This is a genomic window from Roseburia intestinalis L1-82, from assembly GCF_900537995.1.
Classification (GTDB): domain Bacteria; phylum Bacillota; class Clostridia; order Lachnospirales; family Lachnospiraceae; genus Roseburia; species Roseburia intestinalis.
Genome location: NZ_LR027880.1, coordinates 1,200,684 through 1,223,401, shown reverse-complemented (window position 1 = coordinate 1,223,401; position 22,718 = coordinate 1,200,684). Strand labels below are relative to the sequence as shown.

The following is a 22,718-nucleotide window of genomic DNA, read 5'->3' as shown; positions in this document are numbered from 1 at the left end:
TGAGACAGGTTCTCGTCCCCTCCTCGGGGTTCTTATATTTCAATAATTCTCCGATTTTAACTATACAGATAAGTCAGGCAAGTTCTCGTCCCCTCCTCGGGGTTCTTATATTTCAATACGAAATTGCAAAAGCTAAAACACCATCACGGATCTAGTTCTCGTCCCCTCCTCGGGGTTCTTATATTTCAATTAGGCTGTCTTTTTTATTGCACAGAAGGGAGAATATGTTCTCGTCCCCTCAACGGGGTTCTTATATTTCAATCCGGGATATGATTTTTTTGCAGAGCTGTCGCGGAGTTCTCGTCCCCTCCTCGGGGTTCTTATATTTCAATACTTGAGGACTTACACGCTGATATTGATGTTTTGTTCTCGTCCCCTCCACGGGGTTCTTATATTTCAATCTTCAAAACCTGCAGCATCAAATAAAAAGCTACCGTTCTCGTCCCCTCCACGGGGTTCTTATATTTCAATCCTGTCCCTTACACCTCTCCAAACACAAGGCTTTCATCCCCCATTTGCGGGGCAAACCCGCAAATGAGAGAAATCTCAATATCAAACTGGATCATACCGATCACAAAGCCTGATTTTAAGCCTATCGGCGCAAAATTGTTATATTTCCTCAAATTCAATCCTCCCCATCCCCATATGATACAGCTTTCCCTGATACTTTGTACACTTACAGGCATGCGGTGCCAGCTTAAGCTGCAGATCTTTGGTATGTTTATGCACAATATAATTTTTTCCCAGTGTATTTTTAAACACATTATCCACAACTTTTACTGCATTACTGCCAAGCAATGGATATAAAACCGTCTTTGAAAGAAAACCACATCCTCCACCTAACCATACTGTATTTTTTTCCTTTGCCTCCCAGTGGAATCTTGCATAAAAATACCGGTTACAGATATTCTGGAAAATATTCAGTGCTTCTATGATATCTTCCATCTGATACGGGCAGATTGTCGTGTCAATTGATACATCAAAGCAAATCTCTGTTCCGGGGATCAGTGTCTCCCGCAATACATTCAGCGGTTTTTCTGTACCGTCTAGTGTAACATCGATCTTCTGGCTTAATGTCAGCTGATCCACACTGATAGGCTGGCTGTCACCTACATGCAGACCAGAAAGATTATCATTAACAGCATTTGCAGGCTTTTTTTCATCACGGTTTAAAGTATAAAATATCTGTTGTTCTAAACGTTTTGTCTCTCTTGCAAGGCATTGTTTCCTGCTTGCGCGTTCTGCGGAAGCAGACTGTATCTCCCTGCCTGTTCTTTCATATTTTTCCGGACATTTTTGTATCTCATCTGCAATCAGTGCCGTGCGGAACATGCCTTTTAAAGTACTGCCCGGAACATACGGCATACCATATGCATCCTTCACAAAGGCTTCAATCTCTTTTGGTCTGGCTGTCTGTGAAACAAATGCTTCCCCTGCATCCATCTCATACAATTTCCATCTCTCATAATCTTCCCGCTGCATCTTATGCTGTCCAAGCCACTGGGATAGAGAAGGTTCCTTCGGCCGCCCATCCATCATATAGTCTGCAAACTCTTTCCCGAGTCCTTTTTTCTGCAGATCCATGTACATCTTCTCTACATTCGGTATGATCACATGATGATTCCATGGCATATAGATGTGCTCTTTTTTTCCTATTTTTTCACCGGAACCTATATAGACTGGGGATAATACACATATTTTCACCCGGTAGTGTTTTAAATAATCCCTCATAATGATACCCCCATAAAAATCGGCTTTGCATATCGATACACAGGATGTTTTCCGCCTTCCGACACATCATAGATATCTCCGGCAAAACAATTTACAAAACAGGAACCTGCTGTAAATACATAAAGATCCTTCTTTTTTCTCCACTCCTCTGCATAATCTGAAGATGCCACAAATCCAGATCTTTTTTCTAACAAATAGGATGCATTTTCCATCGCATTTTCCAATTCCTCATCTGCAGGAAGTGCAACTGACAATAACATATATCTGTCCGATTTTTTCTGCAGACATTCTAAAAGCTGTTCCGGAATCTGCCCCTCATTGTATCTATATTTTCCAAGTCCACCTGATTTTTTTCCACCAATTCCTGTATAGGACAATGCTGTCAGCAATTTTTCCATAAGACATTTTTCATTTTCGCTTTGATACGCGGCAATGATATACAGGCCACATCCCTCTTCATAATAAAAAGTTCCAACCCTGTATGGGAGAGTCTCCTCGCCGGTGCGGACAGCTGCCATCGTCTGCTGAAAATAATGTCCATAATGTTCCATCGGATCATTTGACAGATCCATTTTCCCATTCAGAAAATCGATCAAACATTCTACCGGAATAAACTTCATTTTTTTATATGCTTTTTTCTGCTTCGATTCCCCACGGTTTACCGGCTCCACATATATCATCGGTTTTGGAATCATATACTGCTGTCCAATATATGGAAATGCATCTGAAATTAACAGATTTCCTTTTTTCACAGCATCATATAACTGCTGCTGCAGATTCAGTTTTAAAGCCTCTATATAAAGTGCTGAAAATATCTGATCTGCCTTAAACGTGCAGGCACTTTCATTTAACATTCCGGTACCAAAATGAACACCTGTTTTAAATTCTAACTGATAGATCGTATATTCCATGTCCCGCCTCATTTCTTTTCTCTCTGTAGTCAAAAATCAATTCTGCAAATTTATTTTATTCCACTGCACTCATGATTTTCTTACACTGAGACAAAACATCTTCCGACACTTCCCCTATCACAGGTTCGACCCGGATATCCATGATCTTGACACGTCCATAACCTCTTGATCCACTGCCGCCTAAATAATCATATTCTAAAAGTTGAAACCCGTCTTTTAATATTTCAAAATCATGAACCATTTCCGATTCATCCGTCACTTCATAAATCAACTGCATCGGAAATTTTGCTCCTCTTACCACACGTTCGATCTGTCTGGGGTTCGCTACTGCCGTTGTTCTTTGGATGCTGTTTTCAAATTTAACCTCTGTTGCACCTGTCAGCCCTGCATATTTTAATTCATCCATATTTTCAAGAAACATATCGTTAAACAGGATTTTACTAGTCTTTACCTGACCTTTTTTCGCACTTCCAAACAGACTTGTCAGACATACCGCATCGTCATCCGGTGTTTTCGCTACTGTCTGATTATATTTTTTTGCCAGAAGTGTCCTTAATTTTCCTTTTAAACTGCTACCCGGAATCATCGGCATATTCGTCCTTGCATCCCGGATGACAGGAGAATCTACTGCACCAATCGCAGAAAAAGCACTCGATCCGCCAATATGTAAACCCGTTATTGTCTCTAACACCCCACTGATTTTAACTTTTGCAAACATTATTTCATCCTCCCTCTACTCATCACGTCCACCATAAAATTTTCTATATGCAACCAAGGCTTCCATATACCGGCTGAATAAAATATACTGGTCTCTGCTGCCTTTGATCTCTTCTAAGTGCTCTAAAATCTTTGCTTTATCTACCAGTTTCTTTACCTTCGGTTCACGCCCTGCTTCATAGATAAAACGAATCTTCATGTAGTTGATCCGTCCAATTATTTCTGCATTCAGCTTGTCGCTCTGACTATTGACCACATCATTGTAAATATCGGATGTCATGGCAAGCAGATTTCTGATCTTGGATGTTGTTACCGGACCAACCAGTCTCCCTTTCTGGTCTTTTTCACTGCACAGTTCCTTGATTGCCTGTTCTGCAATTCCCACATAATTTTCTTCTGTCAATTTCATTTAATCCTGCTCCTCTCTTTTGCGATTCAGATATACATACAGATAGATTGCCGTGATCAGTTCTTTTCTATCCTGTTCCTTCCCGCTCCACTCGTACATCTTTTTTGAAAAACTCCGGTAAGCCGCCCGTTTTTCTTTATTTTCATGTTCCTGTGGTTCCATTCTCGACAACAGATAAACATATCTTGCAAAATTGATGTTGTTCCCACTTTCCCTTAACAATTCCATGAGATGATATAAAAATCCCATACCGTGCTCATCATTCTGATCAAAATAAGTCTTAAGCACACCTAACTTTTCTGTAACAACATTTTGTATAAATACATTCCATGGATAAGCATGTGTTTCATCAAACAGCGTAACTGCATTTTTTCCTTCCACATGTTTTGATCTGTCTTCAAGTCTTTCCACTTCTTTTGCCATAACATTCAGCGGATATTTTGCATCGTAAATACCAACACCTCCTGATATTGTCAGCGTTCCCTGTGTAAATTTTTCAAGCGCATTTCTGATATCCATAAAAGCTGCGATCACATCATTCCACGCTCCGGCTAAAAACACATCATCTCCACCAGAATATACAATTACCGCTTTTCGTTCCCCACTTCCACCAAAATTGTCTGCTGTTCCTTTCCGAAGTATCTCATTGATATAACATTTAAAAAATAAAGACAACTGCCGTGACAATGTAGATGTTCTCGAAAGTGTTACATATTTGTCATCTCCATCCGGTCTCTGCAGTCCATAAACAAAAGTCGTTCCAAGGTTATCCACATCCGCACGAAGGATTCCAATTCTTTCCACACCTTCTGCCTGTTCTGCCAGTTTTTCAAACGTGTCACCTGTCGTATAATCTCCAACCCACAATTTGGCAGTAACATGTTTCCCGATATAAATTTCATTTTTCGTATAACACCGGACATAATTTTCTGATTCCATCCGTTTTAGCAGGCTCTCTTTTGTATCTGCTGCTAAGTACCTGTTTTCCGGAAGTGGCAGCGCATCTTTGTCCGGTTCACTCATTACAGTAAAATAGTTTTCATACAGAATACTTCCCGACATTTTCTCTAATGCCAGACATACCGGACATTTATCATCTGTAAGGCGGGCTATTCTGCGGCACACTTTACATTCCCGCTCTCCTTCATGTTTTCTGCTATTCAGACTACGGATTATATCTGCATTATACCGATTCGATTTTTTCTCAGAAATCATCTTTGATATCGTTAGATAAAGATCGGAATAACTTCCGTTCGGCATATTTCTTAACGCATTGGCATTTGCTTTCGCATATCCGCAGGCAACATATAACGCTGTATCAAAATGTTCCATCATCCAGTGATTCAGACTTTTTTCATAGTGCTCTAAAATATCACGGGTATCATCCGTATTCGCTAAAAGCAAATAGCAGTGTCCTCCTCCTGTATAAATTAAATTTGCCCTTGAAAGTGACAACTTCTCTAACAGTTCATCCACAATATGCTCCATCATAATTTCAAGGTAAAAACTTCTCGCACGCAGTCCTTTTAATGCACCTTTTTCTCCTATCGTATAGATAAAACTCTGAATACCGGAAATATCCATGGAATACAGTAAAAACATTTCCTCGTCATAAGATTTCTCTGCATTGATAAACAGGCTCTGCTTATAATTTTTTTCGCCTTTCGCAGTCAGAAACTGCATTACGCATGACGCAACTGCTGCGGTCATCTTCATGTGGTCATACAAAGAAATATCTGCAAGCTCCTTTTTTGAAGTAGAAGATGGAATGTATGTCAGATTTGCCTCAAGCACAGCCAGCAGGGAATTGATGTATTCTTCGTCTAACGTGATACCCTGTAAATTATCTGTAATATTTTGAATGACGGACTGATAAAAATGTTCATCCATAGATATTTCATCTTCTGTCGGATAATTAATTCCATTCTTCGGATTTAAAACCTGCATGGCATAATGACTTTGTCCGTGATTTCCATTTAAAATATTAAATATACTCTCTAACGGCATCGCTTTATCAAATCCGCCTTCTCCTGCTTCCGCCTCTCTGCGATCCGAAAATGCTGCCACATTGTCTGCATAGTAAACAACATATGCCTTATCGTCTTCTGCTAAGGATGCGTTCTTTAAATACATTCCATGATGATATCTCACACAGTTTAAAATTTCATCATCTGAAATATGTGCTTCATTCTTCAGATACTCATATCCACTCTGACTGTGATTTCTTCCATCCCCACTTCTATACACAACTTTTCCTATGTCATGAAGCAGACTTCCAATCATTAATTTTATCTGATCGTCCGTTATCATTTTCTTCCCCCTTCGTTTATGATTTTCATATATCCCATTCCGAGGGAAGTTTTGATTCCTACCCCGGAATACTCTCCAAACTCGAACAACATGTTAACAAAATTTGCCATTGTATCTGTGCCATGCAGCTTTATGGTTATTTTTCCGATAAAGGATGGAATCCTGACCCCCTCCAAAGAAAAACTTACACTTTTCAGATCATACCTGATCACCTGTGCATGCTCACATATCTGTTCGAGTGTATCTTCATCATGCATTGTATTTTCTGCTGTGGCACTGTCGTACTTATTCATCAGACTCTGAAAAACACAGCGAAGATCCGGATAAAAAAGATACCTTCCATTTTGTTTAAATGCAGTCGGAGATAGAAAATGAATCTGAATATACCTTTTCCCATCATCCTCATAAAAATGATCCATTAATTCTTTATATGTTGTTTCCATATAATTTTTCTTCACTATCAAAACTTTAAGATCATGTTTTTTTATCAGAATGTATTCTATTTTCCACAACGTATCCTGTATAATAATCTTCACTGCTTCTTTATTCAGTCCTGTAATTACCCAGTACCAGTTCCCTTCTCTGCATTCTAAATGCTGTGCATATGGATGAAGGCTTGAAATATGCAGATAATCTGCATATTCCTCTGGCAGCAATTCCATAAGTGCCCCATGAAACAATGATGACATCTGATATGTCAGTTCTTTTTCACATTTTAACTTTAATTCTAATTTTGCTAACATTCCCCTTCTCCATCTGTTATTTTATGCCTTTATATTTTATTTACTTACTATTGTAACATGCATCTTCCAAATTTTCATATATTAACGTAAAATATTTATTTTTCTATTTCATAATCTGACATAAATAACCAAAAGGCAAGAGATCTCTCCCTTGCCTTTTCATAAGCCAGCCACCCTACAACTCTTCCGTCTTATACGTGACATATCCCTCATAATAATAACTATGGTCAATACCTTTCATATAAATTTCCCGGTCATTGATCTGATCGGTAAGTGCTGCATTTAAAATATATTTAATTTCAATATCTTTGATCGGACTGCGTTCCATCGCCATCAGATAATCTTCTTTTTCTATCTTACTCCAGTCTACTACCTGTCCGATCTGTTTTTTTAACATCATATCCAGCCAGATGCGCATGCTTCTTCCATTTCCTTCACGGAACGGATGCACAATGTTCATTTCCACATATTTTTCAACAATCTCATCAAATGTGTTCTGTGGCATTTTGTCTACATTTTTAATTGCTGTTTCAAGATACATAAGCGGTGCAAATCTGAAATTACCTTTTGATAAATTTACGGTTCGGATTTTTCCTGCAAAGTCATAGATATCATCAAATAAATATTTATGAATCTCACATAACGTTTGAAACTTTCCCGCCTCAAGTTTCTCGAGCATACCATTTTCAAACAGTTCTACTGCCTTCTTTTTACTGATACGTTCCTCTTCACGCGCGAGTTCTGCGGAACTTTTAATTCCAAGCTTATTTTCCAGCGCCATACAACATGTCCTCCATATTGGGATGTTCTCCCTTTAATCCTCCTCGATCACATGCATCTCCAGAAAATCAAAATCCACATGCTCAATAAAACAATCCTGCGTAAAACGTGTCTTTGCATGCCTCTTAAACTCTTCCACATTCGCATCTAACCAGATCGGTTTTCCAAGGTCAAATGCATAACATACCTCATCTAACGCCTTGAAAATTTTGTGCGTTCTCGTATCATCTGACTCATCTGTCACTGTCATGTCTTTGATCAGGTGCGTACCCTTCATCATTTTAAACCAGATTCTCATGAATTGTTATCTCTCCATTTTTATTATTGATCAGTGTCTTCTCTGCCGTCCCGTCTCATACATCAGAAGTGATGCGGAGATTGCCGCATTCAACGACTCCACCTGTCCCTGCATTGGAATCTTAATATAAGTATCTGCTAAATCTGCGATCTCATCCGACAATCCGTTTCCCTCATTTCCGATGAGAAACGCCGTCTTTTTCTTATAGTCCGGCTCATCATAGGAAAGTGTGCCCTTAAGGTGTGCCGCATAGACATTGACCTGCTGCTCTTTGAGTGATGAAATCGTCCCCGCAAGATCTTTCGTGATGAAAAAAGGAACCCGGTAAATGCTTCCCATCGTGGAACGGATGGTTTTCGGATTAAACAGATCCACTGTTGTCTGGTTCATGATCACACCTGTGATACCTGCGCCCTCACCGGTGCGCACCATCGTGCCGAGATTTCCCGGATCCTGGATGCTCTCTAAGATCAGAAGATGCGTCTGTTCCCCTTTGATCAGTTCCTCTAATGCATACTCCGGTTTCTTTATCACACAGAGAATTCCCTGCGGTGTCTGTGTGTCGGAAACACTTTTAAACACATTGTCAGAGACGATCTCATAGCCGGTTTCATTCAAACGCTCCAGTACTTTTCTGTTCAGTTTTTCTTCCCCATGTTTTGGCGTGCAGGATTCCATGCAATCCTGCATATTGCCCTGCGTACATGTTCCATAAAAACTCTCGGAAACATAAACCTGTTTCACCCACTCCACCGGGGCCTCTAAAAACATTTTTCTTCCCTCTGCCACAAAAACACCCTGTTCATTTCTGGCTTTTGCTTTTTTCATGAGCAGTGTCAAATTTTTCATCTGCTGGTTTGATGTACTTGTAATCATAATTTCCCTCACTAAAAAATCCGTTATACCTGTCGCTAAGTATAACGGATTTCTCTCTAAAATGCAAAAATATATGATTCTATGTAAAATCAGATTACAGAGAAAGGTTCTTGCTGATCTCGTACTGATATTCCGGAATCTCTTTTTTCATTGCAAGTGCCTCGTCGATATCATAATCAACGAAATCACCATGACGGTATCCAACTACACGGTTTGTCTTTCCTTCGCAGAGTAAGTCTACTGCTAAGGCACCCATGGTAGACGCATATACACGATCTTTACATGTCGGGCTTCCACCACGCTGCATGTGACCTAAGATGGTTGCACGTGTCTCGATACCGGTTGCAGCTTCGATTCTCTTTGCCATACTAGAAGAATGTCCGATTCCCTCAGCATTTACGATGATATGATGCTGTTTACCGCGTTTACGGTTCTCGATGATGTGGTTGACTAATTTCTGCTCGTCATAGTCATATTTTTCCGGAAGTAAAATATCCTCAGCACCGTTTGCAATACCGCACCATAATGCGATATAACCAGCGCCACGTCCCATAACCTCGATGATACTGCAACGCTCATGGGAGGTTGATGTATCACGAACTTTGTCGATTGCTTCCATTGCTGTATTTACTGCTGTATCAAATCCAATCGTGTACTCGGTACATGCAATATCAAGGTCGATGGTTCCCGGAAGACCAATGGTATTGATTCCAAGTCCCGCAAGCTTCTGAGCTCCCTTGAAAGAACCGTCACCACCGATAACAATGATTCCGTCGATGCCATGTTTCTTACAGATCTCTGCACCACGCTGCTGTCCTTCTGCTGTTGTAAACTCCATACAGCGTGCTGTCTGTAAGATCGTACCACCGCGCTGGATGATATCGGAAACATCTTTTGCTTCCATATCAATGATCTCTTCCTGAAGAAGTCCTGCGTAACCTCGCTTAATTCCTTTTACCTTTTTTCCCTTTGCAATTGCTTCCCTTACAACTGCACGAATGGCTGCGTTCATTCCCGGCGCATCGCCACCACTTGTCAGCACACCGATTGTATTAATCTCTTTTGCCATTTATCGTTCCCTCCTAAAATAATATACCCATTTTTCTAATCTTTATTATTCTAATCTCTTTATTATTTCTTTTCAATGCTCTTTTCAACAATTTTTACATTTTTTTCGCCCAAAAATTCCGTCAAGTTACCAACAAGCTCCGGATTGATATGAATATTGTAATTTTGGCCTAATCTTTTCATGGCACGCGGCGAGGCAATATAGATCACAATCTCATCATTTCCGTCCGAACCATAGAGCCGGGAATACAGTTCTTTTTCCTTTTCCTCATATGATTCTTTTGTCGCAAACTGAAGCCACAGCTCCCGTTTGGTGTCGTCAAAGGAATAGATTTTTTCACAGATCAGTTTTCCGTTTTTATCTTCCTCGACATTGGCATGTCCGGCGACAAAGACTTTTTCATCCTCGTTCAAATAACGGCTGTATTTCTCGTAATCGCGCGGAAAAATAATAACTTCCACCGTTCCAAACAGATCCTCGACCGTGATGAATGCCATCGCTTTGTTCTGCTTGGTGTATTTGATGGTCTTTTCAGTGATGATGCCCCCAATGACAACACTCTGGTTATCTTTGATCTTTACGGCATTCGTTTCTTCATCCAGCATAAAATCTGCTGTCACGGCGCTGATATTTTTGCGCCATTTTTCCTCATATTCCTCCAACGGATGTCCGCTTAAATAAATGCCAAGAACTTCCTTCTCAAAACCAAGTTTGATCTCCTTGGTGTACTCCTCCACATTCGGGAACCGGACTTCATACGCCTTTTTTTCTTCCTCTGAGAAAAGGTCAAACAAAGACATCTGCCCGGCAAGCGAATTTTTCTTTTCCTGGTTCAGGTTGTCGATCAGCGTATTATATACTAAGAGCATCTGCTGTCTGTTGCCGTCTAATCCATCGCAGGCTCCAGCTTTGATCAGGTTTTCGACCGCACGCTTATTGACCTCCCGCCCGGCAACACGGCTTAAGAAATCAGAGAGCGTGGTATATTTACCGTTTGCCTCTCTTTCTGCTAAAATGATATCAATAACCTGTCTGCCGATGCTCTTGATTGCGTACATGCCGTAGCGGATCCCATCTTTTGTTGCCAAAAAGCGTCCTTCTCCCTCATTGATGTCCGGAGAAAGTACCTTAATTCCCATCTGGCGGCAGGAATAAATGTACTCTGCAACTTTTCTTGTATTGTCGATCACAGACGTCATGAGTGCTGCCATAAACTCAACCGGATAATAGTATTTTAAATATGCCGTCTGATAGGCAACCACTGCATAAGCGGCTGCATGTGATTTATTGAACGCATATTTGGCAAAATCGACCATGGAATCGTAGATCTGGTTTGCCGCCTGCTCGCTGATTCCGTTTGCGATACAGCCTTTGATGCCCTGCTCTTCATTGCCATAGACAAAGTTCTGACGCTCCGCGTCGATGACGTACTGTTTCTTTTTACTCATGGCGCGGCGGATGTTATCAGCCTGTCCCATTGTATAACCGGCAAGATTCTGCACGATCTGCATAACCTGCTCCTGATAGACAATGCAGCCATACGTCGGCTCTAAGATCGGCTCTAATTCCTTGCAGACATAGGTCACGCTCTCTGGTTCATTTTTTCCTTTGATATATTTGGGTATAAAATCCATCGGTCCCGGACGGTAAAGGGAAATGCCGGCGATGACATCCTCTAAGCTCTGCGGTTTTAACTCTTTCATGAAGTTTTTCATGCCCGCACTTTCTAACTGGAATACACCGTCGCATCTTCCGGTTCCGATCGAGTCTAATACTTTTTTATCATCATAATCAATGTTATCCACATCAATTTTTATTCCATGATTTTTTTCCACAAGTTTGACTGCATCACTGATGACAGTTAAGGTACGCAGTCCAAGGAAATCCATTTTTAAAAGTCCGAGTTCCTCGATCGTTGTCATGACAAACTGTGTTGTGATCGTGCCATCGGAACTTCTCGACAGAGGCACATATTCGTCCATTGCCTTCTGGGAGATTACGACTCCGGCGGCATGCATGGAGGTATGGCGCGGCAGACCTTCTAGTCTTTTCGCCATGTCGATGAGTCTTTTTACCGTCTCATCCGACTCATACATGGAACGCAGTTCCGGGTTCATTATGAGTGCTTTGTCAATCGTGATATTGAGCTCGTTTGGAATATTTTTTGCAATCGTATCACAGAAATTATACGGCAGATCCATGACACGTCCGACATCACGGATGACACCGCGCGCCGCTAACGTACCGAAGGTAACGATCTGCGTTACACAGTCTTTTCCGTATTTTTCAATAACGTAATCAATGACTTCACTTCGTCTCTCATAGCAGAAGTCAATATCGATATCCGGCATGGTCACACGTTCCGGATTTAAGAACCGCTCAAACAGCAGGTTATAACGGATCGGATCAATATTGGTAATGCCCGTTGTATAGGAAACAAGACTTCCCGCAGCACTTCCCCTTCCCGGGCCAACCGGAATACCGTGCGTTCTCGCATAGTTGATAAAATCCCATACGATCAGGAAATAATCGACGTACCCCATCTTCTGGATGACAGAAAGCTCATAGTCAAGCTTCGGCAAAAGCTCCTCATGCTTGTCCGGGTAACGTCTTACCAGCCCCTCATGACAGAGTTTGTTCAGGTAAGTCCACGAATCATACCCCTCCGGCACGTCAAAATGCGGCAGCTTGGTCACTCCAAATTCGATCTCCACATTGCAGCGGTCCGCGATCTTCTGTGTGTTGTCAATCGCCTGTGCCGCATACGGAAACAGCGCGCGCATCTCCTCCTCAGATTTCACAAAATACTGCCCGCCCTCATAACGCATGCGGTTTTCATCGGACAGTTTTTTTCCTGTCTGCAGACAGAGTAAAATATCATGCGGCTCGGCATCCTCGGCATATGTGTAATGCACATCGTTTGTCGCCACCAGTTCAATGCCTGTCTCTTCACTCATCCGCATCAGACCTGCATTAACGGTCTTTTGATCAGGGATTCCATGATCCTGCAATTCCAAAAAGAAATTGCCTTTTCCAAAACATTTTTCATATTTACAGGCAGTCTCTTTTGCCTCCTCATAAAGACCACGCACCAGGTAGCGCTGCACCTCCCCGGCAAGACAGGCACTTAAGGCAATGATACCCTCATGATACGTCTCTAAGACTTCCATATCCACGCGTGGTTTGTAGTAATATCCTTCCACGAAACCTTTTGAAACTATTTTCATCAGGTTCTGATACCCCTGATTATTTTCCGCTAAAAGCACCAGATGATAATAACGGTCATCCCCGTGTGAAAGTTCCCTGTCAAACCGTGATCCCGGCGCCACATAGACCTCGCAGCCTAAAACCGGCTTAATCCCTGCTGCCCTTGCTGCCTTATAAAAATCAATCACGCCGTACATCACACCATGATCTGTGATGGCGGCGCTGTTCATCCCGAGTTCTTTGACTCTTGAAACATATTCTTTTATCTTATTTGAACCGTCCAAAAGGCTGTACTCTGTATGGACGTGCAGATGCGTAAATGACATGCTTTGTTTCCTCCGCATTCTATTATATCGTCTCTCTGATAAATATTCAATTTTTTTCGCACATCTCATACAATCTCATACAATTTTCTCTCTTTGTCTATCTGACTGCCGTGTCTGCCTATGCATCCTCTGCCGGCACTTTGTTTACGGTATCATCTTCCTGTACCAGAACCAGCGCAGAGATACCTTCGACAGTAACAGAACCTTCCGCCGTTCCAAGAGATCTGCATCCTGCCTTTTTACCATTGACACAGATATCCCACGTCCCGGCAGGTAAGTTTACTGTGACTGCATCCGGATTTCCATTATAGATGACTGCAATATTCTGTGCCGTTTCTCCCTGTACCTCACCCTGAATGGTATATGCTACGACATTTGCATCAAGTCCAGTCATAAAGGTAAGATTATTCTGAATTGCAGCGGCTGTTGTCATGCGCAGTGCACTGTGTGCCTTACGGAATGCGATCAGACCTTTATAATATTCATAAACATCCATTACGTTACCTTTATTATCCCACTTAATGCTGTTCGTTGCATCAGGGGAAGAATAGCTGTTCTCATCAAATCCAGTCTCAGACTTCTCATTTGGCTTAGAGCGAAGCATCTCTTCACCAGCCTGCATAAATGGTACACCCTGCGAGGTAAAAAGAACCGCGCTTCCCAGCTTATTCATCTTCACTCTGTCAGCCTCACTGTCATCTGCATTGGAAATGGCAAGCTTATCCCAGAATGTCAGATTATCATGACAGGATATATAATTAATACTCTGTCCCGGCTGTCCCGACCAGTTCGTACACTTATCACCAGCCTTTGTGAGCGTAACCTGCGAATGCGGGGTTGCTGCTACAACACTGAATTTAATGTTTTCTTCCATATTATCTTTGCCGCTTACAAAACCTTTGTCCAGAAAATCAAATACACTGCCTTTGATTCCATCACGGATATCATCACTGAAAGCACCCACACGATCCAGCCGGTAAATATTGTTCTTCGTTGCCTGCTGTGCTGCCGGCAATGCAGATTCTCCTCCAGTCCATCCTTCACCATATACCATAATGTCAGGATTCACCTGATCCAGTGCTTTTCTGACAGCCTTCATGGTATCCAGATCATGTACGCCCATCAAGTCAAAACGGAAACCATCTATATGATATTCCGTTGCCCAGTATACAACAGAATCTACGATATACTTGCGCATCATGGCACGCTCCGAGGCTGTTTCATTACCACAGCCTGAACCATCTGAATAATGATTGCCATTCTTTCTGTAGTAATAATCTGGCACTGTCTTCTGAAACCATGAATCTGCCAGATGATAAGTATGATTATATACAACATCCATATTCACGCGGATTCCATTTTCATGAAGTGTCTTAATCATCTGCTTCATTTCATTGACACGTACTTCCCCATGATATGGATCTGTACTGTAAGAACCTTCCGGCACATTATAGTTCTTAGGATCATAGCCCCAGTTGAACTGCGCTGTGTCGGGTTTTGTTTCGTCTACCGTAGCATAATCAAAGCTCGGCAGAATCTGTACGTGAGTCACTCCAAGATCCAGAATATGATCAAGTCCTGTAGCCAGCCCTTCCCTGTTCTTTGTTCCGCGCTCTGTCAGTCCAAGAAACTTACCTGCATTCCGAATCCCGGAAGAAGCATCGGAAGACAGATCACGAATATGTACTTCATAAATCACTGCATCTGTAGCATTATTAAATGCCGGTCTGACATCTGCATCAAATCCATCCGGATCGGTAGCTTGCAGATCAAGGATCTCACCTCTGTTGCCATTTACGCCTGCACTTCTTGCATATAAATCAACAACTTCATTTACTTTATTACCGATCTGTACTGAATAAGTATAATATACACCATTCAGGTCTCCTGTCTTTTCACACACCCAGGTTCCTTTGACATCTGCTGTCATTGGAATTGTTTCTATCAAATTGTCACCATCGCCCTGCTCATATAGGTTAAGCGATACTTTCCCGGCAGCAGGTGTCCATATACGAAATGTTGTCTTTTCTTTTGTATATACAGCCCCCAGATCGTTACCGTCATATACCAATTCATCATTAAAATAAGTAGAACCAATCTTTCTTTTCATCGATACCATACATCCTTAATAGCCCTGTCTGTTCAAAGAATCATCCTGTTACCCGCCTAGTATACCTCTCCCTTTTCAGTTCGTCCAGTTAATTTTTTCGTTTTTTTTCGTAAATTATCCTATTTTGTCAGGTATACTACCGCTTCATACGGACGGATTTTTTCTGAAATATCTTTATAGTTTCCTATCAGAATTCCCCGGTTTTCTTTTACCATATCCGCAATAGAAGCCGGAACATCCAGTTCTTTTTCCGTGAAATTGCAGATTACCAGTATTTTTTTATTCTCGGATGATCTTGTATAAATGTAAAGATTTTCATCTGCATCTTCAAGTCCGTCGAACGTTCCATAAACGATCACTTCTTCCTCTTTGCGCAGTTCTATGAGTTTCCTGTAGTAATTGTATATGGAATCCGGATCTTCCACCTGAGCAGCCGCATTGATCGTTTTATAATTCGGATTCACGGCAAACCATGGCGTTCCCGTGGTAAATCCTGCATTTTCTGAATCATCCCACTGCATAGGTGTCCTTGCATTATCCCGTCCTTTCTTACTGATAATGTCCATCATCTGATCATGCGTATATACTTTTGTATCGGTAACAAGATCTATATAAATATTTTTTTCTTCTATATCGTCACATTCAGACACATCCGAAAAATGCATATTGGTCATTCCAAGTTCTTCCCCCTGATATACATACGGTGTTCCCTGCATCATGTGGAGACAGGTTGCAAGCATCTTTGCTGAAAGCTCCCTGTATTCCCCGGAATCATTTCCCCATCTCGAAACAACCCTTGGCTGGTCATGATTGTTCCAGTACAGACTGTTCCATGCTACTTCCTCTAACCCTTTCTGCCAGCGGTTTAAAACTTCTTTGAGATCCGGAAGATAAAGTTTCTTATCTGTCCACTTTCCATGTTCATCCGAATCCACATCCATATGCTCAAACTGGAATACCATGCTTAACTCTTTTCCATCGCTTCGCGCATATTTTTTTGCCTCTTCGAGCGTAACGCATGATGTTTCACCCACTGTCAGAAGGTTATACCTGCTTAATACTTTTTGGTTCATCTCCTGAAGATATTCATGTTCATGAGGTCCATTGGCTGTGACTGCACCACAAAAAGAATATTTTTCCCCTTCTTTTACCGGACCATCTTTGTATTCTTCCGGCTTGCTGATCAGACTGATCACATCCATCCGGAATCCGTCAATGCCTTTTTCACACCACCATGTCATCATATCAAAAACTTCTTTTCTTACCACAGGATTATCCCAGTTAAGATCAGGCTGTTCCGGCACAAACTGATGCAGATAATACTGTCCGGTTGTCTCATCAAACTGCCATGCAGATCCACTGAAATATGATCCCCAGTTTGTCGGTTCATGACCATCTACCGGATCTTTCCAGATATAATAATCGCGGTATTTATTATCTTTTGATTTTCTGCTTTCCAGAAACCATTTATGCTGGTCAGATGTATGGTTGACAACCAGATCCATTACCAGTTTCATTCCTCTTTGATGAATTTCTTTTAATAATTCATCAAAATCTTCCATTGTCCCGAACTCATCCATTATATCCTGATAATCGCTGATATCATATCCGTTATCTTTATTTGGAGATTTATAGATCGGGGATACCCAGATAACTGTGATACCGAGATTCTTTATATAGTCTAATTTTTTTATGATCCCCTGAAGGTCTCCGATTCCATCTCCGTTACTATCCATAAAACTCCTTGGATAAATCTGATAAACAACTGCTTCTTTCCACCATGCTTTCTGCATCTTTTTTCTCCTTATAAATCAGCGGTCATGATCTCAATGACTGCCAGTCTGATCTCTTTTTTTAAATTCGTCGTCTCAAGCTCGCCTAAGATATCTGCCAGATTTTTTCCACTACTTAAAAGCCGGTATGCAGACTCTTTTGCAAGATTACTGTCCTGTGCCTGATTCAGCAGATCATACACACGCTCCAGTGTATGGTTGTCATTTAATGTCAGTTTCTGTTCAAAAACAATTTCCACTTTTTCATCCACTGACACTTTCGGAATGTGGATTCTGATACATCCCTTCTTCCACTGATATTCATACGTTATTTTGATTTTTTTTCCACTTATGTATACTTTAGGCACTGCCTCTTTCACTCCGCACAGTTCCACTGTATAATCCCGGAATTCCGGGATCAGATCTGTCTGTCCGGCTGCCCCTTCGATTGTGAACGCCCCTCTTTCCCAGTCAAAATGCATGGATGTAAAGCAACAGCTCCTGCCATCTTTATAATCCTCGGTCTCACCGTCATCCTCATAATGTGTATAATTGCCATCCGCTCCGCCATAGACTCTTATGATAAGTTCTTCCGGATTTTTCAGAAAATCTTTTCCGAACAGTTCTTTCTGCATCGGAATGATGCCTCCTGCTTTTACAAGCACCGGAATACTGTTAATGCCGCGGAACATCCACATTACTTTCTCACCTTTATAGATCAATCCGGTAAAGAAATCGTGGTAACAGCCTTCCGGTATCCACGCTTTTACTTTTCCCTGATTTAAACTCGCTATCTGGTCACTTGTAATCGGTGCAACAATCATATCTGTTCCAAAAAGATACTGGTTGTTGCTTACTCCCTCAACAAAAGAATGATCCTGAACCGGATATGCCTGTTCCTTTTCCGGATAATCGTAATACATTGGTGCAATGACCGGGCGGTATTCTTTGTATGCCAGATAGTTCATAGTGTAAAGATAAGGCAGTAACTGGTGCCTTAAGCGCAGGGCTTCTCCCATCGCATGTTCTACTTCCGGTCTGAAATTCCATGGTTCTTTTCCACTGAACGACATTTTTGTACTGTGCAGCCTGTTGATCGGGGAAAATGTCCCTAACTCATACCAGCGTGCCTCCATAACATCTGACCGGATTCCAAGCATATGTCCGCCTATATCATGACTCCACCATCCATATCCAATATTTGATGCCGTTGCTGTAAAATAAGGCTGGAAATCAAGAGACTCCCACGTTACAACTGTATCCCCGGAAAAACCTACCGGATATCTGTGAGAACCAGGACCTGCATAACGTGAAAATGTCATTTTTCTTTTTCCATCCCGTCCACTGTCAAGATAATGGTAATGATTCAGCATCCAAAGCGGATCTAACTCTTTCACTGCCGTATGTCCACCCTGCTGCCAGTCCAGCCACCAGAAATCAACTCCCTCTTCCTCAAGCGGATGATGTACGATCTCAAAATAATTTTCCAGAAACTCCGGATCTGTAATATCGAATTCAACCGGTTCTCCTGCTGCCGGATCCATTCCCATTGCCTCTGCCATTTCTTTATACATACTTTCGCATTCCCGGATACCGAGTGCCGGATGCACATTTAAAGTCACTTTCATTCCCCTGTCATGCAGATTATCCATAAAACTCCCCGGATCCGGAAACAGATCCCTGTTCCATGTATAACCGGTCCAGCCGGAACCATACTTCTTGTCAATATCTGTGATATGCCAGTCCATGTCAATGACTGCCACCGAAAACGGGATTTTTTCCGCTAAGAAACGATCCATCAGTCTCTGATACTCATCCTGTGAATACTCGTAATATCTGCTCCACCAGTTTCCAAGTGCATATTTGGGAAGCATTGGGACACGGCCGGTAACCCTAAAAAAATCTTTTACCGCGCCCCGGTAATCATGACCATAGGCAAACAGATAGAAATCCTCTCCTCCCTGTTTTCTCTCTTTGATCCAGCCATCCTCGGTAAGTAAAATCGTTTTTGAATCATCTAATACTGCAAATCCATCCCTGGAAAGAATTCCTTTTTCCAGTCTGATCCTGCCGTCTGCTTCATCGAGCGTACGGGCAGTTCCGAAAAGATTACGATCCTCTTTTCTGCCATAATACCATTCCAGATCACATCCATTGTCCGGTTTTTTCAGCTTCACACTCAGGATGCCCTCATCAAATGCTCTCTCATCATAGCGTATCCGTATGCTTTTTGTCTGGATCTCCAGAAAGTTATTTTTCTGCTTTATCTCAAAAGGAACCTCTTCTAAATCCCTGTACCATATTACCTGCGAAGCCTCATCCACAAATGCACCGGATTCATTATATTCAAATCTGACCAGCCTGTCCGTCAGAAATGTAATACGGTAATTTTTTCCAAGAACAATATTCCGCGGATCTGCTTTTGGTCTTCTTTCACATATAAACTGCTGTTTCATCGTCTATTACACATCCTTTCGTATTTTTACATTTTGAAAAATCTTCTTTAAGAAAAAACTGTTGATCCATGCAATTCCTGAGATACCGATCAGAAACCAGATACCAAATGCAATTGGAATTTTTGAAATAATAAAAAATGGAAGGGTATTCAAACCCAGCATAAGCAATGTATATGGAATATTCGAGATTCCGAGCAATACGGCATTCCTCACAGTTGCTTTCACAGTATTCTCAAAGTAAGATTCCATTGGAAACGCGTAAGTAAAAATCTCTGCTACTATGATCCCGGCTGCGATCACAAGTATCTGCAAAGCATTCATCGTTCTGTCTGCAGCAAAAATATGATAATCCAGATATAGCATTGCGATCACCAGTACACCCACAAGATAAATGATCGTAGATGACCTGAAACTTGCTTTAAACAACTTCCAAAAATCCTTTATCAGATATCCTTCTTTTTTCTCCTGTATGCGAAAGATGCATCCATAAACGGCTGTTATGGATGCCCCTATCGTAACGATCGGAATACAAAAGAGGATTGCTAAAAGATTTAATCCAACCAGATCTGCGATCCGGTTTAATACCTTTACAAACTTTCCATCATTCTGCAGCATTTTTCTCTCCTATGCTCTTATGCCCGAAATTCGTTTTTTCCTTTGCTGACAGTTACTGTCTGACCCATGATCTCTGCCTCGAAATCTTCCCCTTCGTTTATAACTTCCACACCATCTTTGCAGACTGTGATATGAAGTTCGTTTCCTTTCCAGTAAAGAGGATATGTAAACTTCTCCCACTGTTTTGGACAATTTGGAGCAATACGGAGATGTCCGTCACGGATTCTTATTCCACCGAATCCCATTACCACATCCTGCCATACACCTCCCATATTTGCACTGTGGATTCCTGCATCAGAGGATTTCATCTCCTGTCCAAGATCGGTAAGTGCAGCACTCATGAACATATCATAAGCCTCTTTCTCCATACCAAGATCACATGCAGTGATACTGTGGATCGCCTTGGAAAGAGATGAATCATGCAGTGTTCTTGCTTCATAGTATACATAGTTCTTTGCCTTATTATCCGGTGTTGTGATATCTTCCATCTGATACAGAAGTTCTACAATATCAGCCTGTTTACCTGCCTGCATTCCCTGTACATCTTCCCCTGAATAATCATGAAAGACCGTTCCCACAACAGATGCATTCTTATACACAGAAAGATCTATTTCTTTTAGATCAAAGTATCCGTCAAACTGAGGAATAATCCCTGTTTTTTCATCCGGCTGCGGCAGATAAAGTTTCTTCATTTTATCTTTCAGTTCTTCCTCTAACTGTTCTAATGATGTACCCTCTTCCTGCATTAATTTCTGCATTTTCCCGTAGATATCTTTCTTCTCATCACGGATGCATGCAATTACCTGTGCTGCAAGTCTCATATTTTCATGTGCCATATAATTCGTATATGCATTATTATCCACATGTTCTTTGTACTCATCCGGTCCTATAACATCACGGATTTCATATCTGTTGTTTTCTTCAATCCACTCCAGACGGCTGTTCCAGAATCTGGCAGTCTCGATCGTCATCTCATAGCCATATCTATCCATGAAGTCCTGATCATCTGTTGCAGCATAATACTGCCACAGTGCAAAAATAATATCAGACGTAATGTGCTGCTCGATCACTCCGGTTAAACAGATCATCGGCTCTCCGGTATGAACATTGACACCGGTCACATACGGTGTAACTTCACCATCACTGACCCATGCCGCTTCCCACGGGTACATGGCTCCTTTGTAACCATTTTCGATCGCTTTCTTTCTTGCACCGTACAGTCCCTTATAACGGAATTCCAGAAGAGTTCTTGCCGTCTCCGGTTCTGCCATCTGGAAATATGGGAAAATAAATGTCTCTGTATCCCAGAAAGAATGTCCTTTATACCCTTCTCCACTAAGTGCCTTTGCACCAATACCAACCCGGTTATCTTCCCTGCGTACCATGATCTGAAGATGATAAAGTGCAAAACGCACCGCTATCTGTGCATCATCTTCTTTACTATCAATCTGAATATCCTGTTTCTTCCAGATTTTCTCCCAGACTTTTTTACTTTCTTCCAAAAGAGTTTCATAGCCTTTTTCTTCTGCTTCTTTTAAATTATCAAGACCATCCCTGCAGACATTCTCTCCTTCCGGCTCTTTCCCTGATGCCACATACTCCAGATCTCTGCTGGAATGGACCGTTGAAATCTTCTCCACTCTTGCAGTCTCTCCCTGTGGAATGACAAGCTGAATTTCAGCGTGGATTTTTCTTCGGTCATCAATGATCTTAGATGCCGCATCTTCTGTATACTTTCCGCTCTGGAATACTTTATGTACGGTGCTGACTGCAATTGAAACTGCCGATTCTGTCGTGACCATACCCATTTGAAGAAATTTTTCTTCAAATGCACGCTTGGAAAATTCTGTGAGATGCTGTGCCCCATGATTTGTTACCTGTGCATCAATTCCGCTTACAACTTTTACTTTCATCTCGCAGTTTACCGGTTTTATTTCAACATATGCACCGATCACATGCACATTTTCATAAGATACAAAACGGTGGAAAGAAAGATGTACGATATCTCCATTTTTCCCTTTCCATAAAACGTTGCGGCAGGTTTCTCCTGTATAAAGGTTTAATGTTCTTGAATACTCTTTTATATTGTTCTCATTCATGGAAAAACGTTCCCCATTGAGTTCGATCTCCATGTTCACAATATCCGAAACATTCGGCAGTTCTGTCACTTCATCTTTACTTGCTTTATTGAATGTTCCTGTAATAAACATACCCCTTACGGTATTCAAATATTGTTCTTCGAGAGAATTGCGGAGTCCTAAATATCCATTTCCCTGTGTGAAAACAGATTCACATTTTCCTGTATATTTCTCATTGAAACTGGTTTCTTCAATAATCCAGCTTTTTTCTTTTTCTGTCCCTTTTCTGTAATTCATAACTGGCATAGCT

17 protein-coding genes are annotated in these 22,718 nt (G+C 41.5%); all 17 read right to left on the bottom strand.

All coding sequences use genetic code 11. From position 1 onward, the window contains the following. Positions 1-479: 479 nt before the first annotated feature. Entirely contained in the window at positions 480-623 is a 144-nt protein-coding gene (locus RIL182_RS21160; protein ID WP_006855563.1) for a hypothetical protein, read from the bottom strand. After that, complete coding sequence (gene csm5 / locus RIL182_RS05735) at positions 610-1,731, bottom strand: type III-A CRISPR-associated RAMP protein Csm5 (RefSeq protein WP_006855564.1); 1,122 nt, start codon at positions 1,729-1,731, stop codon at positions 610-612. Before csm5 ends, RIL182_RS21160 begins: the two co-directional genes overlap by 14 nt. Further along, on the bottom strand, positions 1,728-2,642 hold the full coding sequence (csm4, locus tag RIL182_RS05730) for a type III-A CRISPR-associated RAMP protein Csm4 (protein WP_044998539.1): 915 nt from the start codon (positions 2,640-2,642) through the stop codon (positions 1,728-1,730). Before csm4 ends, csm5 begins: the two co-directional genes overlap by 4 nt. A gap of 55 nt (positions 2,643-2,697) precedes the next feature. Further along, positions 2,698-3,360: a type III-A CRISPR-associated RAMP protein Csm3 gene (gene csm3 / locus RIL182_RS05725; protein WP_006855566.1), complete on the bottom strand. Its 663-nt coding sequence runs from the start codon at positions 3,358-3,360 to the stop codon at positions 2,698-2,700. Between the two features lie 15 nt (positions 3,361-3,375). After that, on the bottom strand, positions 3,376-3,768 hold the full coding sequence (csm2, locus tag RIL182_RS05720) for a type III-A CRISPR-associated protein Csm2 (RefSeq protein WP_006855567.1): 393 nt from the start codon (positions 3,766-3,768) through the stop codon (positions 3,376-3,378). Beyond that, positions 3,769-6,078, bottom strand: a complete 2,310-nt coding sequence (gene cas10, locus RIL182_RS05715) for a type III-A CRISPR-associated protein Cas10/Csm1 (protein WP_006855568.1) — start codon at positions 6,076-6,078, stop codon at positions 3,769-3,771. Then, positions 6,075-6,821: a CRISPR-associated endoribonuclease Cas6 gene (gene cas6 / locus RIL182_RS05710; protein ID WP_006855569.1), complete on the bottom strand. Its 747-nt coding sequence runs from the start codon at positions 6,819-6,821 to the stop codon at positions 6,075-6,077. The genes cas10 and cas6 overlap by 4 nt, the downstream gene beginning before the upstream one ends. 175 nt (positions 6,822-6,996) lie before the next feature. Beyond that, positions 6,997-7,602 carry a protein adenylyltransferase Fic gene (fic, locus tag RIL182_RS05705; protein WP_006855570.1) on the bottom strand — a complete coding sequence of 202 codons (606 nt, stop codon included), beginning with the start codon at positions 7,600-7,602 and terminating at the stop codon, positions 6,997-6,999. 33 nt (positions 7,603-7,635) lie between these two features. After that, complete coding sequence (locus tag RIL182_RS05700) at positions 7,636-7,899, bottom strand: hypothetical protein (protein WP_006855571.1); 264 nt, start codon at positions 7,897-7,899, stop codon at positions 7,636-7,638. Between the two features lie 30 nt (positions 7,900-7,929). Continuing rightward, a complete protein-coding gene (locus RIL182_RS05695) occupies positions 7,930-8,775 on the bottom strand; it encodes a TrmH family RNA methyltransferase (RefSeq protein ID WP_006855572.1) in 846 nt (281 codons plus the stop codon). A 94-nt stretch (positions 8,776-8,869) separates the two neighbouring features. After that, a complete protein-coding gene (gene pfkA / locus RIL182_RS05690; protein ID WP_006855573.1) occupies positions 8,870-9,844 on the bottom strand; it encodes a 6-phosphofructokinase in 975 nt (324 codons plus the stop codon). Positions 9,845-9,906: 62 nt separating this feature from the next. Continuing rightward, positions 9,907-13,377 (bottom strand): DNA polymerase III subunit alpha, encoded by a 3,471-nt coding sequence (locus tag RIL182_RS05685; protein WP_118591948.1) that lies wholly within the window; start codon positions 13,375-13,377, stop codon positions 9,907-9,909. Positions 13,378-13,495: 118 nt separating this feature from the next. After that, positions 13,496-15,487 carry a type I pullulanase gene (gene pulA / locus RIL182_RS05680; protein WP_243128737.1) on the bottom strand — a complete coding sequence of 664 codons (1,992 nt, stop codon included), beginning with the start codon at positions 15,485-15,487 and terminating at the stop codon, positions 13,496-13,498. Between the two features lie 119 nt (positions 15,488-15,606). Next, complete coding sequence (locus tag RIL182_RS05675; protein WP_006855576.1) at positions 15,607-17,280, bottom strand: glycoside hydrolase family 13 protein; 1,674 nt, start codon at positions 17,278-17,280, stop codon at positions 15,607-15,609. Between the two features lie 11 nt (positions 17,281-17,291). Further along, entirely contained in the window at positions 17,292-19,715 is a 2,424-nt protein-coding gene (locus RIL182_RS05670) for a glycoside hydrolase family 31 protein (RefSeq protein ID WP_006855577.1), read from the bottom strand. Positions 19,716-19,721: 6 nt separating this feature from the next. Continuing rightward, the gene (locus RIL182_RS05665; protein WP_006855578.1) at positions 19,722-20,330 is read right to left on the bottom strand and encodes a YesL family protein; all 609 of its coding nucleotides are present in this window, start codon (positions 20,328-20,330) and stop codon (positions 19,722-19,724) included. Between the two features lie 17 nt (positions 20,331-20,347). Next, entirely contained in the window at positions 20,348-22,705 is a 2,358-nt protein-coding gene (locus RIL182_RS05660; protein WP_172606701.1) for a glycoside hydrolase family 65 protein, read from the bottom strand. Positions 22,706-22,718: the final 13 nt, after the last annotated feature.